Source organism: Spirosoma arcticum, assembly GCF_054779955.1.
Genome location: NZ_BAAGXG010000010.1, coordinates 115061 through 131736, shown reverse-complemented (window position 1 = coordinate 131736; position 16676 = coordinate 115061). Strand labels below are relative to the sequence as shown.

The 16676-nt window shown below is 54.9% G+C and carries 12 protein-coding genes and 1 pseudogene; all 13 read right to left on the bottom strand.

Annotated elements, in window-relative coordinates; translation table 11 throughout:
• Positions 1 to 67: 67 nt before the first annotated feature.
• Positions 68 to 1087 carry a FecR family protein gene (locus ACYVHB_RS22320; protein WP_461054017.1) on the bottom strand — a complete coding sequence of 340 codons (1020 nt, stop codon included), beginning with the start codon at positions 1085 to 1087 and terminating at the stop codon, positions 68 to 70.
• A 65-nt stretch (positions 1088 to 1152) separates the two neighbouring features.
• Positions 1153 to 1779, bottom strand: a complete 627-nt coding sequence (locus tag ACYVHB_RS22315) for an RNA polymerase sigma factor (RefSeq protein ID WP_461054016.1) — start codon at positions 1777 to 1779, stop codon at positions 1153 to 1155.
• 254 nt (positions 1780 to 2033) lie between these two features.
• Positions 2034 to 2879, bottom strand: coding sequence for a sugar phosphate isomerase/epimerase family protein (locus ACYVHB_RS22310; protein WP_461054015.1), 846 nt, complete (start codon positions 2877 to 2879; stop codon positions 2034 to 2036).
• Between the two features lie 22 nt (positions 2880 to 2901).
• Positions 2902 to 4239: a Gfo/Idh/MocA family protein gene (locus ACYVHB_RS22305; protein ID WP_461054014.1), complete on the bottom strand. Its 1338-nt coding sequence runs from the start codon at positions 4237 to 4239 to the stop codon at positions 2902 to 2904.
• 115 nt (positions 4240 to 4354) lie between these two features.
• Positions 4355 to 5743, bottom strand: a complete 1389-nt coding sequence (locus tag ACYVHB_RS22300) for a right-handed parallel beta-helix repeat-containing protein (RefSeq protein ID WP_461054013.1) — start codon at positions 5741 to 5743, stop codon at positions 4355 to 4357.
• Between the two features lie 20 nt (positions 5744 to 5763).
• Complete coding sequence (locus tag ACYVHB_RS22295; protein ID WP_461054012.1) at positions 5764 to 6867, bottom strand: phosphotriesterase family protein; 1104 nt, start codon at positions 6865 to 6867, stop codon at positions 5764 to 5766.
• A 159-nt stretch (positions 6868 to 7026) separates the two neighbouring features.
• Entirely contained in the window at positions 7027 to 8328 is a 1302-nt protein-coding gene (locus tag ACYVHB_RS22290) for a polysaccharide pyruvyl transferase family protein (protein ID WP_461054011.1), read from the bottom strand.
• A 131-nt stretch (positions 8329 to 8459) separates the two neighbouring features.
• Entirely contained in the window at positions 8460 to 9926 is a 1467-nt protein-coding gene (locus ACYVHB_RS22285) for a glycoside hydrolase family protein (RefSeq protein ID WP_461054010.1), read from the bottom strand.
• Between the two features lie 13 nt (positions 9927 to 9939).
• Positions 9940 to 12102 (bottom strand): formylglycine-generating enzyme family protein, encoded by a 2163-nt coding sequence (locus tag ACYVHB_RS22280; protein WP_461054009.1) that lies wholly within the window; start codon positions 12100 to 12102, stop codon positions 9940 to 9942.
• Positions 12103 to 12115: 13 nt separating this feature from the next.
• Entirely contained in the window at positions 12116 to 13612 is a 1497-nt protein-coding gene (locus ACYVHB_RS22275) for a glycoside hydrolase family 28 protein (protein WP_461054008.1), read from the bottom strand.
• A gap of 192 nt (positions 13613 to 13804) precedes the next feature.
• The gene (locus tag ACYVHB_RS22270; RefSeq protein ID WP_461054007.1) at positions 13805 to 15268 is read right to left on the bottom strand and encodes a phytoene desaturase family protein; all 1464 of its coding nucleotides are present in this window, start codon (positions 15266 to 15268) and stop codon (positions 13805 to 13807) included.
• A gap of 241 nt (positions 15269 to 15509) precedes the next feature.
• A complete protein-coding gene (locus ACYVHB_RS22265; RefSeq protein WP_461054006.1) occupies positions 15510 to 16016 on the bottom strand; it encodes a YeiH family protein in 507 nt (168 codons plus the stop codon).
• A 64-nt stretch (positions 16017 to 16080) separates the two neighbouring features.
• Positions 16081 to 16674 (bottom strand): annotated as a pseudogene (locus ACYVHB_RS22260) (putative sulfate exporter family transporter); the annotation flags it as partial.
• Positions 16675 to 16676: the final 2 nt, after the last annotated feature.

Genomic DNA, 16676 nt, shown 5'->3' with positions numbered 1-16676 from the left:
ACGGGCACGGGTATCGCTTTTCCCGTTTTTACTATGACTATTTTCTGGTTGGGAATAGACTGCGTCCCTACCTGAACAGGTACGTGTCACCGGCTTTGGTAACGTCGGCCTCAACGATGATCGCTAAATTTTCCAGGCAGTCTTCGGCGACTTCGGTGCGCAGTTTACCCGTCAGTTTCTTATTGGCCAGCCCGGCGTCCTCCAGCTTGATAGTGATGCCGAACGTGTCTTCCAGCACATTGATAATTTCGGGCAGGCTTTTGTTATCCAGGATGATGTACGACGCCTTCCAGGTATCGTAGACATCGGGCTGCACCCGTTTCAACTGAATAGACCGACTTTTGGGCGTCACAATTGCCATATCACCCGGTTTCATCACCGTCGATTGACTACCCGTGCTTAACTGCACCTTGCCCTCGTGCAGCACAACGTTGGTTTGCTGGCGTCGGGTGTTCACGTTGAATTCGGTACCCAGCACCTCCACGTTGGCTTCGTCCGTGTGAACAATGAATTTCGCCCCCGTGCGTTTGGCAATGTCGAAATAAGCTTCCCCGTCGAGCCACACCTCCCGGATCGGAGCATCGCCCAGATTATCAGACACTGTCAGCGACGAATTGGCATTGAGCGTCACCACCGATCCGTCGGCCAACCGAATTTCCTGAATTTTCCCGTATGCCGTCTCATACGTCAGGTCAGCCCGTGTTTGATACACCCACCAGCCAAGGCCCACCGACGCCACCAGCAACACGACGGCAGCCGCAGCCCAATACGGCCGCTGATACCACTGAATTTCCCGAACTGGCCCGTTCTGGCGTTGCAGCTCCGGGTTCCAGACCCGCACGGGCTGGTCGATGCCCTGCCAGATCCGCTGTTTGAGCCGGGCAAGATCGTGCGGGGAGGGATCAATTTCGGCGAAATGAATGGTTTTAACGTAGACAGTAGCCGTCTGAACATCAACCACCTTGTGCGGATAATTGACCAAAAACGACCGCCAGAACCGATTCGATTCGTCGGTGGGCGCGGTCACCCAGCGAATAAAATCCGGGTCCTTACAAAAGTCCTCTACGGTAAAAGCGGGATAGTGCATTGGGTTGGCATCATAGTGGTACTTGTTAAACAGCGTACTGTTCGTTTTTCCCGGCTTTCTGACAACTAAATCTTCGTGAAGTAAGCGAGAACGGCACCCGCAAGGCTCCACAACGCGCCCCGTTGCTGGAAGGCACCCCGCACGTGGGTTCGCAACGTCGTTAAGGCAACGTTGATGGTATTGTAAACACTCTTCATCGTTATATCCATCACCTCGGCCGCCTGCTGGTAGGTAAGGCCTTTCATATACACCAGATACAGGATTTCTTTTTGCCGCTTGGGGAGCTTGTTCAATTCGGCAATGAGCACTTGCTTTTGTTGGTCAATTAACTGCTCCTCCACTAACTGGTCTTCATACGGCTGAATCAGAAACTCGGCGCTATTGAAAATGTAGTCATCCGAATCGAGTTTGTTCAGGCGGCCAACAGTGTCTAGCAGCCGTCGGCGCAGGGCGCGGTACAAATAAAACCGGATGTTGTCGGTGGGTCCTAAGCGTTCCCGGCTTTCGTGGAGGTGCAGAAACAGTTCGTGCAGACAATCTTCAACCACCTGCCGGTTACGGACTAAGTTATACCCGTACCGGTACAGATCAGCTGCAAACAACTCGTAAAGCTGCGAGAACGCGTCCCGGCTCCCGCTACGGAACGTATTCCAGAGGTGACTATGCTCGGCAGCGGTGAGTTTATCAGTCATACGGCGTTTAACGCGGGATCGGTAAATATACTCACAAAATAATCATATTATAAATTGGTTTTCAAATGGATTGTATCATTCGTTAACAAATCAGGGAAGCCTTCACGGCAAATACCCAAACGAATGAGTCCAGCCCGTTTCCTGATAATACCCCGGCTTTTGATAGCTATTATTGGGGTATTGCAGGAAACAGACTGGACCTATTCACTGAGGCTCGTGTGCAGCAGCCAACACCAACCAGCGGTTGCCCGCCGTTAGTTTTTCAGGTTTTTCAGATAAGCGATGCTCTGCGGCACCTGCGTGGCAATGCTTGGGCTTTCGTCTTCAATGTAATAATGCTGAACGCCCGCTCTTTTGGCGGCTTTCAGGACAGCGGGCAGGTTGATTTGCCCCGTACCGAGGGCCACGTCGTTCTCCACCGGCGTCCCGCCCGACAAGTTACCGACGATGCCCTTGCGCAGGTCTTTCAGGTGCATTAATTTGAACCGCTTGCCGTATTTATCCAGCAGCGCCACCGGGTCCTGCCCCGGAAAAACCGTCCACAAAATGTCCATCTCGAAGCTGACGTACTGCGGATCAGTGTTCTGCACGATATAGTCGAAGAGGGTGCCGTTCTCGTATTTTTCAAACTCGAAACCATGATTGTGATAGCAGAACGTGAGGCCGAAGTCGTCGCGTAACTGTTTGCCGAACTGATTGAAATCAGCCACGGTCTGCTTGGCCAGTTCGGGCGTGAACGAACCTTTGTGGGGGATCCAGGCGACGCGGACGAACTGTGCCCCAAGCGTTTTGGCGTTCTGGCCTACCTCCCCCAGTTTGGTTTGCAGATCGGGATAACCCACCCCGAAGGAAGAGCATTTCATACCGCGTTCATCGAGGAGTTTGCGGAGTTCGGTAGCTGTTTGGCCGAACAGGTTCGAGAACTCCATGTCGGTGATGCCCAGCGCCTTGATCGTGTCGAGCGTGGCCGCTACGTTGTTTTTAAAGCTGTTGCGGTAGGTGTACGACACCATACCGGGGGCTTGTGGAAACACCAGTTCCTGGGCCTCGGCTTTACCCAAACTCAGCAGAACCAGAAAAATGAACAGCTTGTTTTTCATATTTTTTCGGTCTATCGTTACCCTACACCCGCACGTTCCAGCTTTTATCGTACTCCCGGCCCCACAGTTGCATTGCTTCTTTGTCGTTCAGGATGTGGCCGTTCTCGGGGTTGCAGTTCAGCGTCCGGCCCGTTCGGTAGGCAATGTTGCCCAACTGCGCAATTAACGTCGACTTGTGGCCGTTCAAAATCTCGCCCGTCAGTTTGCTCTCCCCCCGTATTGAACTGACAAAATTTTGCAGGTGCGTCGCATCCAATTTTTCGAGCGGGCTGACGGTATTGGTCGCGTCGTAGGGCGTGTCATCCTTCACTTCCTTAACCAGCTTGTTTTTCTGGTCGTAGATGCTGTAGCTGTTTGCGCCGGGATACACCAGGGTCCCTTTCTCGCCGTAAAAGATCACGCCCCGGCCGCTGCCTTCCGAGTCGTAGCCGTTGCAACTCCGACCCTCCCAGGTCAGAGCCGTGTTGTTGCCAAAATTAGCCGTGATGGTCTGGGTGTCGGGCGTTTCCCAATCGTCCTGAAACGCAAACCGCCCGCCCGACGAAACAACTTTGGTGGGGTAATCGACGCCCAGTCCCCAGCGCATCACGTCGATCTCGTGGGTGCCGTTGTTGAGCGCTTCGCCCGTGCCCCAGTTCCAGAACCAGTGCCAGTTGTAATGCACCAAGTTGTCGCGGTAAGGTCGGCGGGGAGCCGGACCTTGCCAGAGGTCGTAGTTGAGCGTGGCCGGTGGTGCTATTTCCTTGCCCTTGCCAATGGCTTTCCGCCAGTTGGTATACCAGCCCCGCGCAAAATACACCCGGCCAATCGCGCCTGCCCGGAGCTGCCCCACCAGGTCGTTGACGTTGCTGAAGGACCGACGCTGACTGCCCATCTGCACTAATCGGTTGTACTTGCGGGCGGCTTCCACGGCCATTTCACCCTCGTGCGGATTGTGGGAGCAGGGCTTCTCAACGTACACGTGCTTCCCCGCCTGGCAGCCCATGATGGTGGCGGGCGCGTGCCAGTGGTCGGGGGCGGCAATGGCCAGCGCGTCGAAATCTTTCTTTTCGAGCAGTTTGCGGATGTCGCTGATGCCCTGCGGTCGTTTGCCCGTCAGCTTTTCGACTTCGGCTATGGTTTTAGCCAGCACGGTCTGGTCCACGTCGCAGATGTATCCCACTTCGACGTTAGGCAGTTTGGCGAAGGTTTTGGCCAGGAATGCGCCCCGGCTGTTGGTACCCATGATCCCCAGCACGACTTTGTCGTTGGGTGCCCCAGTAAACAATCCCCCTGCCGACAGCGACGGAGAAAGCAGCAGGCTGGTGCCCGCAACGGAAGCCGTGCGCAGAAACTCACGGCGATTGGTTTGGTCAGACATGTCGTTTATGGTTATCGAACTGTTGCTACTATGCGTTGTAGTTTGTGGGTTTGTAGTCAGGTGACCGGACCGGCGGGATCGCATTTACCGGTCCGGTCACCTGACTACAAACTTATTACTGTTCAAAAGCGCCCCGGTCCCGGCCTATACCCTTCGGACGCGCCTTGCCAAGAATGTCGGTTGGCAGCGGCAGATCAGAGCTACCTGAATTGGAGCCACGACTTCCTTTGGCCAGCCGGAAATTCCCCCTCATGATGTCAGTTTGAACGTCGACAAGTTGGGGGTCGGCCACGATGTCATTCGATCCGACGAAGACATCCTGAGCCGCTGGGTACAGGTTATAGTCCCAGCGGATGTTGGTGTTCCGGTTGTTGGAGGTCACCTTGCCGCCGGGGCGGGGAACGATAACGTTGTTCAGGATGACCACATCGTCGGAGCGGTTGGGAAACAACTCCTGATACCCCACGATGCCCCCATTGTGGTAGGTGGTGTTGTTGATAATGTCAACGTGGCTCGTGCGGAAGGTGTGGATACCGGAGCCGCCATTGAACGCACTGACGTTGTTGGCAATCAGGGCGCGGCCTTTCCATTCGGGGCGCTTCGGTTTTTCGGGCGTTGGGAGCGCCGTTACCGAAGCCGGAGTAGCCAACTGAGTGCCAGTGGGTTTAATGACCGCATCGGCGTTGGGGTTGGTAGCGCCCTGAACCGGATTCTGGTCGGTCACGTCGAGCAGAATACCGTTGCCATCGCTTAGTTTGCCGATTCTCTCCCAGGGGACCAGCGTCTTGTTGTTCCAGACAAAATTGCGCTGGATGATGATGTGGTAGCCGGGTGCATCGTCGTGCGCCCAGTTGTTGAGCGTCGTGATGCCCGACCCACCGTAGCGCATGAACCAGGCGTTCTCATAAATCCGGCAATCCTCAATGGTGAGGTAATCCATTTCGATACCGACGATACCGCCACCGGGGCACTTGCCAACCATGCAGTTGCGAATGACGAGGTGATGGGGTTTTTCGTCCGGCTGCTTGCCGCGTCCGTTAAAGAAGATGCCATTGGTGTTGTAATATGGATCAGGCTTTGGGTTTTTAGCATCCTCCTGGGCTTTGAGCAGCACAATTGAATCGTTGCTGCCCGTAACGGTCAGGCCATCTAACACGTGATACGACCCCGACACCTGAATGCCGCACCACCCAACAGGCCGCACGTCGGGCCGGTGTCCGGGCCGGGCTTTCCACGTAATCCAGGCATCGGCTTTGCCGGAGCGGGTAATGTTTAACACGGCACTGCCGTTCGATTTGTCAGCGTTGGTGTAGGTACCGTTGCCAACCATCACCACATCGCCGGGCTGGACTAAATCGGCCGCTTTTTGCAGACTGCGAAAGGCAGTTTGGGGTGTTTTACCGTCGTTAGCGTCGTTGCCCGTGCCGGAAACGTGCCACGTCTGGGCAATGACCAGCTTGCTGATTGTAAACAGTAGGGCAACAAGAAAAAGGGTGCGCTTCATACAAATCTGATTTTTAAGCTTTATGACCACGTAAAGAGCCGCCGGGGGTTGTCGATCATGAATTTGTCGATGGTGGCTTTGGGTAGTCCCTGTTCTTTCATCCAGGGCACAACCTTGCGGAGCGGATAGGAATAGGTGCGGTCGTTGCCGTCCTCGTTGGTGTCGCCCCACAGTATTTTTATGTTTCCGTTTTCAACCGTCCACGTCAGGTCGATAGTCGCCACCATCCGGTCGTCGGAGCCGCGTTTGGTGAGTTCCAGGATAATGCGGGCCAGATCACCAGGTTTGGTGTGGTTCCAGTTGCCGAAATTATTGAAACTAAGGCTACTCCCCTTGTCGACCACGCCCTGCAAATAATCAATTTCCTGCTCCACCGTCCGGCCGCTCCAGCCAAACGTGGCTTCAACGTGCGAGAAGTAGCAATGGCGCAGGTCGGCACCGGCTTCATCCAAAATCTGCTGCTGTTCGGCACAGCCGCTCACGGCATGGGTGCAGATGGTCAGGTTATAGCGTTTCTGGACGCGGGCAGCGGCAATCAATAAGTTTTTCTCCGCCGGGGTAATCGGCAGTCGACGGGTAGCCACCTTAATCACCCCCGGACGAATCTGCGTTCCCTGAAGCCCGTCCTCAACATCCCGGCGCATTCGGTTTTCAAAATCAGCCACCGTCATGGACTGTTGCTCATCCCTGAGAATATACGAGCCTGTGCAACAAACGACGTTCACGCCGGTGGCCAGCGACGCTTCCCGAATACCGGCCACGTCGTCGGTGGGGCCAACATCAATGATCGTTTGCAGGCCCACGGCTTTAGCTTTCTTTAACTCACTGATCGCAAAGGCCATGCTTTTTTCGCGTTGTGCCGGATCGGCTGGCATAGGAATGTGCTCGTGCACACTGGTGATACCCATCTGGTCCGGGAATATCTCGCCGGTTGCTGTGGGAATGGCTTTGGCCACTACCTCCGACCGGTTGACAGACTGGACAGCGGCTCCCGGAACCGTGCGGTTCAGGGGTCCATTCCGTGATGGTCCGGCAATGGCGAACGGCATCGGTGCCAGCGTAGCCGCCGTGCTCAGGCCACCGAACTTCAAAAACGTTCGACGGTTTAGCGTGTCTGCTTTCATAGAGGGGTTAGTAAAGCTTTTTGATTCGGTCCGGACAGTTCAGGCAGTACTGCCTCATTTTATCTCTGTCCAGTTCGGTATATTCTCTGATCTGCCGCTGGGTATTTTCAGGAGGGGTAAGCACCAATTGAACCTATCAGGCACGGCCTCCGCCCCTGCCTACCCCTGTTTTTGAGCCTTTCTCAGGGTATTTTCAATGGCCTGAAAACCCTGCCGATGGCTGCGCCGGACCAACTCCTGAGCCTGCCGGGCGTACTTTTTGGCCTCCAGCGGTTTTTTGACCATATCCAGCACCGTAGGTACGTACCGCTTGATATCCTCCTCCCGGTCAAAGTCGAATAACCAGTTAGACAAGCCTATGTCATTCCACATAATCCCTTTGCTGCTTTGTTCTTCCCAGCGGCCCAGAATGGCGGGAATACCGTTTCCAATACACATGATTGGCGTGTGCTGCTCGTGGCCGAAATACCCCGCCGACTGACGGTAAATCCCCAGCGCTTCCTCCAGCAGCCAGGGTTCGCTGCGCCAGACAACGCCCTTTCTAACGTCGTCGGGCAACTTGTCGAGCAACCATTCCTTACCGATGGGCAATTCCGTTTCGTCCTCATGACCAATCAGCACCCTGCAATCCGTTTGTCGGACAATGGCGGTGATGGCCTCCCGCATTGGTGCATGGTCGTGTTCTTTCATCGCTTCGTTGCGAGCCTGTCGGTCGGTATCCACAGGCCGGTTTTTGGCTTTGTGGAGCCAGGCAGGGGTGTGGCGCTGTTTGGGAATGCACACCACAAATTTTCCCGGCTGCAGGTTATTGGCTTTCAGATAGCGAGTGGCCGCTTCTCGATTAACCACATCCGTGCCGAAGGCCGCATCCGGGCCAAATTCCATGATTGGCGCGGTTATGCCGTCTTGTTTAGCCAAAGCCAGGGATACCGAATCCCGGAAATAGATAAAATCGGCTTTGGGCAGGGTGGTCCGTTCCTGTTTGCCATACAGTCCGTAGGTAACGCCAAAAACGCCGAAAGGCTTACCGGTTCGTGTTTTGAACGCTTCAGCTTCAGCCCAGCCAATCGTGGCCGGACCGGAATTATGGACAAACAGATCGGCTTCGGCAAATGCTTTTTCTAACTCAGGGCTGTCGGGTTTACCGTTGACGATCTTCCCGCGTACAATCTGCAAACCCGGAAAACGGAGCATAAGCATGTCGATTTCCTCCCGGGGGAGCACGGCATAGTGGGGCCAGAAAATGGCTCGTGCGCCGGGCAGATATGTTTGCATCAGGGCCAGGAAACCCGGCGTATGCGCTACATCGCCAATGTTCTCTATTTGCCAGCCCGAGCGCAGCAGAATAACCGGACTGGTTTTCTGACCCGTGGCCAACCCTATGTGGGATGCCAGCATCGAAGCGCTCAGCAGACCTGCCTGTTGCAGAAAATCCCGGCGGGTTTGAAAAGATAAAGACATTGTTATAAAGGTTTATCGCGGTTTAACCCGTTGTATGATCACTTTTTGTTAAGCCAGTCAGATCCTAATCCACGTGAGTAAAGCAGAAATCCGATCAGGGCTTGCCCATTTCATCACGTATCGGTAAGGGGTTATTTTATTGGCCCGAAGGTTGCATTCTCTACCCGCTTACTGCCCGACCGCAGCGGAATATCGGCTTCGGCTACAACCCGCTTTCCGTTCAGCATCACGTTCTCGAAGGTTATCCCACGGATGGTGTTTTTAATAACCGAAGGCACTGGCTCACCCAGCATGGTAATGTCTTTCAAGCATATGTTCTGAAACTGCGTTTCGGGATTTTGCAGGCCAAACAAGGCGACGGGTTCTTCAAACTGGATATTCTCAAACACATAATTGCTGTGTTTTGCCTGCCCTTTCCCGTTCGGACTGACCATGCAAAACAGCGACCAGGGCGCGTACCACTCGCCTTTACTCATGTGGATGACATCCGTATTGCGCATCGTGATGTTGTTGGTTGTCAGCGCCTGTCCGTTGAAACCAATCCGGAATACATTCGCCAGCGTACTCCACAACACGCAGTTATCGATGTAAATGTCTTTCACTTCGCCCGCTGTGCTGCGGGTAGTCGCCCACATATCCTGGCTACTGCCGGGCGTAAAAAACGCAAAACAATCGTCCATCGAGCGAATGAAGCTGTTGAGGACTTTGGCCCGTCCACCGCCGTACCAGTCGATGCCGTCGCCGTTGATGTTCTGCGGGTTGACAGCCAGGATTTTGATATTATCGAAAACGGCGTCGAAGGTCGTGTGCGTTTGCAGCGACCAGGTACGGCTCCGCCCCACGAACGTAACGCCCCGGACGGTCAGGCCCTGTACATTATGCGTTGTGAGCGGATGCCAGTTTTTCTGGTTCTTCCAGCCATCGTCGTGGCCTTCCGACTGCGGACCGTAATACAATACCGTTCCCCGGCCCAGAATGCTGACGTTTTTGGCATCCCAGACATTAATGCCGCCAAACAGCACTGAGCCAGCATCCAGGTACAGCGTTTGGCCACTCGTCAGGTTAATGTTCCGGTAATGAATGCCCGGTTTCAGATGAATGACGTTTTTGGCCGTTAAGCTGGGTACGTTGGTATCGGGGCGGTTAGCAAATAGCAACAGCACGTCGTCCTTGAAGCGGTCCGCCGTCGCGGTACCCGTACCCGCACGTTCTACCGAATACTGTCCTGCTTCGGCCAGCGAGAACTTAACGGCTGACCCCGTTAGCTGCGGCTTAACATTTTTGGACAACGGCCGTATGCTGACTTCACCGCGCCAGTATCCTTTTTCATCAGGCTTTACGGCTTCTTTATTGGACGTCTGTCCGGCATATTTATCGTTATCGACCTTGGGTGATACCGTTACGTTGGCTTGGCCGGTGAAATCGAAGCTGGCGAAATAGACATTCAGGCCCGCATGGAACACCGGCACCGGCCGCCCATTTACAGTCACTACGTAGTAGTCCGAAGCAAACTCGTCCGGTACCGGATGGGGCGTTACTGACTGGGCATAGCCTTTCACGAAAAGAAAGGCCAGGACGATATACAGGCTATTTTTCATAGTTCTCTGCCTATTATTTCGTATCCACCACGCACCGGAAACCAACCGTGGCGCATCGGTCCAGGCCGGGCGAGGTCAGTAGGTATTTAGCCCCAAAACTCGTTTTTTGAGCACCCCCATCGGCATACCATTCCGAGGCCCGATTGACGTACCAGCCTCCGCCCCGTAAAATGCAGTAGTCATTATACCCGTCCGTCCGCTCACTTTCAGTTAGTTGCCATACGTTGCCGCTCATGTCGTACAGCCCGTGTTGCGTTCTGCCTTTTTCAAAGTTGGTAACGGGGGTCGTTCCCGCGTATTGACCGGTATTTACCACCGTAGAATCATACCTATTTCCCCACGGATATTGGGTTTCGGCATTGCCGTTCTGAGCCGCCCATTGCCATTCTGCTTCGGTGGGCAATCGTTTACCGGCCCAGTTAGCATAGGCGCGGGCGTCGTTGAGGGTTATCCAGACAACCGGATGATTTTCCTGCCCACCGGGTGGTGCGTTATTGACCCAGTGTTTCAAAAAGTTGTCAGGCTGGCTGGGTTTGTAGCCGCTTGCTGTCAGGAATTGCGCGAATTGCGCGTTGGTCACCAGCGTCTGGTCCATCGCGAAGGGCTTTAATTTAGCGTTCACCGGCCCCGCCGTTAGCTCATTCCGGTTTTGACTATACGAATAATCAACAAAACCGCCGAGGGGGTAAAAACCGCATTCGCGTTGCCGGAAACTGAATGTCATCCTGGCCGAATCGGGAGGAACGGGAATGGTGATCATGCCTTGGGGCAGGCTACTCGTCGGGTATGCTTTTGTGAGAACGACGGGTTTCAGGCGATTTTCGGGCAGTGTAAACGAAGTAGAAAAATCCGCTTTTTGGGCAATGGCGGCTTGTTTTTTTAGAAACAGGTAAAAATCGGGGGTTAACTCGCGCTCGGGAATCGACAAAATGCAGCCGATTGCTTTGGGTTTTAATTCGGCATATAAACCCAGTTTCCCGTTTTCGAGTCTTGTTTTTACTTCGGTGCCGGCAATCAAATCGAAGTATTTCTGGCCTTTCACTGGGTCAACTTCCGCCAGTCGGCCCGTAGCCAATTGCTCCTGCCGATTGATGATCGTCCATAGTTTTTGAGTGCCCAACTGCCACTGACTCGCGTACACCCGGTTGAGTTTCATGGGGAGCAGTGGATACCAGTCTCCTTCCGTAAAGAAGGCCGAATAGCGTCGTAGAACCGGCAACATCGCGCTCATTAACGACCGGTCGCGGGGAGTCAGCTCGTTGATGGTGCCGAATACATTTTCCCAAATCACGACGCCACAGCCATTGATCCAGGCATTCTGAATCAGGGTTGATTGTTCGTGACTAAAGCGCGACAACCGGTAAATCATGTGCCGCTGCTCCAACCACCGGTTGCGAACAAGAGCGGGCACCTCACCAAATTCCAGGTGTTTGTTTTTTTCATTCCAACCCACCTCCAGCCACGACTGATGCACCTGATTTAACGCCTGCGGATTTATCGGAATTTCGGATTGAAAAATCGCACCTGGATTGGAGCGCTGCATATTTTGAAAGAAGCCATCAATATTCGAAATCGTATCTAAATACACCCCATCCGCGCCCGTTTCTTTGAGCATATCCAGCAGTTCATCCTCATCCGTTTTCCCCTGATTTCGGCCAACGTTGTCCCAAGGATTATAGGCGATCATCAGCTTTTTGCCCAGTTGATGCAGTTCATTACACAGTTGTTTCAGCCCGGCTACCCCGCCCGGCAGATTCCGGTAAAATGAATACTGGGTCCGATTGTCGAAGCCTAATTGCGGATAGGTCGGCCATAACACCACCACATCGACCCCGCCGTAGTTTTCCTCGTAGTTGCGCAGGCATTTCTTTACGTCATACTTCCCGTTTTTGTCGTAGAGATGTTTATCATTGGCCATCAAAAAAAGGGTGGAATAGGCACTGGACGCCCATTTATAGTCGCTTTTGTGGTAGTTTTCGCCTTGGTAATTCAGCAGCGTCAACGTCGAGTCCCGCCAGTTCCGTACGGCCAGCCGCCACGCATCCCACTTGTCGGGCGATGCAGGCGCTTCAATCAACTGATAATAGCGGTCAGCAATTGTGGGTTTTAGCTGGGCGTGACTGGTGGTCAGCAGACAGACGAAAACAAGGATCGTCATCGCAATTGTCCTAAGCATAGCCGTCTCCCGGTTAATTAATTATCTCCAGTAGTTGGGTTTTTTCCTGCCTAACCATCCGGGCGCTCTTCTCCAGTTTTTCATTGTCGATAAGCACGTTTTTAAAGCGTATCCCCGTTACATCGTCCACGTAAAAAGCAGGCCGGGCCTCCCGTTGCTGATGGGTAACCGATACGTTATCGAACACCAGTCCTTTCACGTGTTTCACATAAAAAGCACTGGCGGGAATCCGGGTACCGAAAGTCAGTCTGTTTTCGGGATAACCCTTCACATCTTCGGGCACAACGGCGGGAAACGTCTTCAGCGAATCGGCCGATACCCCGATTGGGATAGAAACACGAATGTTGGTTAACCGAACATCTTCCAGGGGGCTGTCGGCCAAACCGGCGATAACCGACGGGATGATGCTCCGGCTTTCGACCCGGATGTTCTGAATGGTAATGTGGCGCATCACCGACGGTTTATTCTCTGGATTCAGAAAACGTTTGCCCACCCGAATAAATAGGGGACTCAGCACATCGGTCATGATGATGTTCGAGATGGTGATATTCTCAACCAGCCCACCGTCGACGCCCAGAATAACAATACCCGTATTGACGCTCTGTATATCAGGCTTATACACCACACTGGCGGGCATTTTCCAGTGGCGGTACCCGTTGACCGATGCCTTTTTGACGACGCAGTTGGTGACGGTGATATTCCGAAAACCCGCGCGGGAACCCGTCCCTATTTTGATGCCGTTGCAGAGCGACGAGAGCACGCAGTTAGTGACGGTAATGTTCTCGCAGAATTTATCCAGATACTCACTTTTAAAACACAGCGCATCGTCTTCCGAATCAATGATGCAGTCTGAAATAACGATATCCCGGCCGTCAATATCCAGGCCGTCGCAGTTCCAGTTGACTAAGCTTCGGAGATAAATCCGGTGCATCATGACGCGCTCACAGCCGGATATGGAAATAGTTACCTGCGCCGAATTAAGGACGCTGATGCCTTCCAGCAATACATCCTGGCAACCAATGAAAAAGATGTTCTTGGGCCTGCCATCTTTGTTTAAACCCAACTGAAAGGCTTTTCCTTCACCGGCTCCTTTCAACGTACCCAGCCCGGTGATGCCTGTATGGTTTGCCCGGTCGGCAATGACTACCGCTTTCATGGATTCTACATACAGGCCGTTGTGCGTAATGGTACCGAATTTTTTAGCCCACAAAATGGAGTGTTCGGGATAGTCGGCCGGATCATAGCTTCCCTGCAAAACCGAACCGGGCATCAGGTGCAGATAGACATTTGATTTGAGAAAGATGGTGCCCGTCACGTACTTCCCCGCTGGTACAAGCACCTCCCCGCCCCCACTACTGTAGCAGTTGTCGATGGCCGACTGAATCGCTTTCGTGTTCAGGAATGTACTGTCGGTTTTCGCGCCAAACTCAACAATATTGTAGGTCTGGGCGTGCAGGTCTGATGCACTCAGAAAAAGGAAAAGGAGGAAAATGCTTGTCTTTACAGTCATGGTCGTGATCCCGAACCTGAACGCGGCCTACTTGATTTGTTCTTCACATCGGCGGCAGGCCGGTGCACAAACCATGAATCAGTTAAGCGGGGACAATCTGATCCGGTGGCGCGTAGTCGTTCACCTGTCAAACAGACAGCCCTATCCCTTTTCCTGCTTTTCACCAGCTTATTTTTTAGCTAAGTAGCGTTGTCATCCGTTCGCTAAGGCCACCGGCACGGCTTTCCCGAACCCTTCCCGCAGCGCGACGCGGGCCGCGTGGTAACCACACATGCCGTGAACCCCACCGCCCGGTGGCGTAGCCGACGAACAGATATAAATCCCCGGCTCCGACGTTTGATAAGGCGTCAGGCCGAGCGTTGGGCGGGTGTACAACTGCCCAATGTCGATGATCCCACCGTTGATGTCGCCCCCCACATAGTTGGGGTTCCAGGCTTCTACCTGCGCCGTATTCATGGTATGGCGGGCCAGAATCCGGTCGCGGAAACCCGGTGCGAACCGTTCCACCTGTTTTTCAATCGCGTCGGTGCGGTCCACCGTCGAGCCGTTCGGTACGTGGCAATAGGCCCAGGCCGTGTGCTTACCCACCGGGGCGCGGGTGGGGTCGAACAGGCTTTGCTGGGCCAGCAGCACGTAGGGGCGGTCGGGATGCTGCCCGTCGTAGGTTTGCTGTTCGGCTTCGACAATTTCTTCGAGCGTACCGCCGAGGTGAATCGTGGCGGCCCGATGGCAGTCCGGCGCGGTAAACGGAATGGGACCGTCGAGCGCCCAGTCGATTTTGAAGATGCCCGGTCCGTAGCGGTAGTGTTCGAGTTGTTTCTTGTAAATCCGGTTCGCCAGCCCGCTCGAAAACCGGTCGCCGACGATGGACAGAATTTGTTTGGGCGTCAGGTCGAACAGCACCACCCGCGTTTTGGGCAGGTCGCTGAGCAAACGAACCGGTCGGTCAACCTCGATCTCGCCCCCCAGCTCCTTAAAATAAGAAGCAAGGGCAGTCGTGATGGCCTGCGAGCCGCCTTTGGGCATCGGCCAGCCGCGCCGGTGTCCTACGGCCATCAGCACTAAGGCAATGGCCGAGGTAGTCAGGTTGGTGAGCGGCTGAATGGCGTGGGCCGCCATTCCCGCCCACAGCCCCCGCGCTTCGGTGGTTTTGAACCGGTTGGCAACCACCGTCGAGGGCAAGAGCGCATCCAGCCCGAACTGCACCAGGTCGAGCGGATGTTTGGGAAAGCGCAGCGGCCCCAACACGTCGGCAGCCAGCGTGGGCCAGTGCTTCACAACGGGACCGAGGAGTTTACGGTAAGCGGATTCATCAACGCCGAGCAGCCGGGCCGTTTCATCCACCGACCCGGTCAGCAGGGCTGCCCGCCCCCCATCAAGGGGGTGCGCAGCCGCAACGGGTGGGTAAATCCACTCTAAGCCGTGCTCCGCTAAGGGCAGGCTTTGAAACAGGGGCGAACCAGCCGCCAGCGGGTGAATGGCCGAGCCAATATCGTGGATAAAACCGGGCAGCGTCAGTTCGGCCGAGCGCGTTCCTCCGCCAATGGTCGCTTTGGCTTCCAGCACCACCACCGACAACCCCGCCCGCGCCAGCACAATAGCCGCACTCAGGCCATTAGGCCCGGAACCCACAACAACCGCATCGTACGCACTCATCAGGTATTCGTTTAATTCAGGTTCGGCGGCAGCACGATGACAGCAGGGCGGTTATTGACGAAGCGAAACGGCTCGCTAAGCGCTACCCAAACAGCACGTAGGCAATGCCAAGCGTGACGACAATATTGAACGCCTGGGCTACTAAAAAGACGTAGAGCGGTCGGCGGCTATCGGCACTGAGCAGGTCGGCGAAGCGGGTTTCCAGCCCGATGCTCGTGAACGCCAGCGCAAACCACAGCCCCTACAAACTCTTCAGACTGCCCTTGACGGCATCGACCGATTCGGCCGACAGCACAAACGAAAACAGCAGTGAAGCCGCCAGAAATCCCAGAATAAACTTGGGAAAACGCTCCCAGATGACGCCTTCGGTTGGTTTAACAGCCTGCACTTCACTGGATTTATTTTTCGTGTAGGTCCAGTAGACGCTGATGGCAAACGCGGCCACGCCCAGCAGCACGTTCTGCGAGAACTTGACGATGGTGCTGATTCTCAGGGCTGCTTCGCCCGCCAGCGTCCCCGACGCGACGACGGCCCCGGTGGTGTCGATGGTGCCACCGAGCCAGGCCCCCGTCACTTCGGGCGACAGGCCCATCCCCTGAGCGGCCCAGGGCATGAGCAGCATCATCGGAATAGCCGTAATCAAGACCAGCGAAATCACGTACGACAATTTCTTGCTGTCGCCGTGAATGGCCCCCGACGTGGCGATGGCCGCCGACACGCCACAAATTGACACGGCAGAGGCCAGCATGCATCATCGTTAGCTCGTCGTCGACCTTCAGGCGTTTGGCCAGCCAGTAGGCAAAGTACCAAACCGACACCACCACCAGCAGGGCCTGCACCAGTCCCAGCGATCCCGCTTTTAAAATATCCCCAAAGATGACGCTCGTACCCAGCAGTACCAGCCCAATTTTAACCCAGAGTTCGGTGGCCAGAGCCGCCCGAAGCCACTCGGGGAGCCGAACGCGGCCCGGCCGGCCCGGCCAACTCAGGTTGCTCACCGCCAGCCCAATGCCCAAGCTAAAAATGACGGCTTCGAGGTTGAGGTCTTTCAGGGTTTTGTTGCCCGCCAGCACCAACGCCAGGAGCGTCAGCCCAAACACCACCGGAAAACCCAGCAACGTCGCCCGAACGGGTTTACCGCTGACCCACGTCCCCAGCAGGGCAACCGCGTAGGTGAAGGCAAATTGCCCGGCAATGGCCGTCAGATTGGCCCCAGTGAAGACTTTTGTGAGTAATTCATCGGCGTTTTTCCAACCGAAAGCGGGCGTCGGGATAAGTACGCCCGTCAGGGAAACGGCAATGATGAGTAAGCCAAGTACCACCACGGTCCAGTCTTCGGTGAGGGCCGGGCGGTGTTTGGGGGCTGCCAATTGAGGGTGGTCTGTGGGGGTTGTGCTGGGAGTCATAA

What these genes read in the sequence shown, in the direction of transcription:
- ACYVHB_RS22320 (WP_461054017.1), bottom strand. Translation starts at nt 1,087, where the DNA reads ATGCACTATCCCGCTTTTACCGTAGAGGACTTTTGTAAGGACCCGGAT.
- ACYVHB_RS22315 (WP_461054016.1), bottom strand. Translation starts at nt 1,779, where the DNA reads ATGACTGATAAACTCACCGCTGCCGAGCATAGTCACCTCTGGAATACG.
- ACYVHB_RS22310 (WP_461054015.1), bottom strand. Translation starts at nt 2,879, where the DNA reads ATGAAAAACAAGCTGTTCATTTTTCTGGTTCTGCTGAGTTTGGGTAAA.
- ACYVHB_RS22305 (WP_461054014.1), bottom strand. Translation starts at nt 4,239, where the DNA reads ATGTCTGACCAAACCAATCGCCGTGAGTTTCTGCGCACGGCTTCCGTT.
- ACYVHB_RS22300 (WP_461054013.1), bottom strand. Translation starts at nt 5,743, where the DNA reads ATGAAGCGCACCCTTTTTCTTGTTGCCCTACTGTTTACAATCAGCAAG.
- ACYVHB_RS22295 (WP_461054012.1), bottom strand. Translation starts at nt 6,867, where the DNA reads ATGAAAGCAGACACGCTAAACCGTCGAACGTTTTTGAAGTTCGGTGGC.
- ACYVHB_RS22290 (WP_461054011.1), bottom strand. Translation starts at nt 8,328, where the DNA reads ATGTCTTTATCTTTTCAAACCCGCCGGGATTTTCTGCAACAGGCAGGT.
- ACYVHB_RS22285 (WP_461054010.1), bottom strand. Translation starts at nt 9,926, where the DNA reads ATGAAAAATAGCCTGTATATCGTCCTGGCCTTTCTTTTCGTGAAAGGC.
- ACYVHB_RS22280 (WP_461054009.1), bottom strand. Translation starts at nt 12,102, where the DNA reads ATGCTTAGGACAATTGCGATGACGATCCTTGTTTTCGTCTGTCTGCTG.
- ACYVHB_RS22275 (WP_461054008.1), bottom strand. Translation starts at nt 13,612, where the DNA reads ATGACTGTAAAGACAAGCATTTTCCTCCTTTTCCTTTTTCTGAGTGCA.
- ACYVHB_RS22270 (WP_461054007.1), bottom strand. Translation starts at nt 15,268, where the DNA reads ATGAGTGCGTACGATGCGGTTGTTGTGGGTTCCGGGCCTAATGGCCTG.
- ACYVHB_RS22265 (WP_461054006.1), bottom strand. Translation starts at nt 16,016, where the DNA reads ATGCTGGCCTCTGCCGTGTCAATTTGTGGCGTGTCGGCGGCCATCGCC.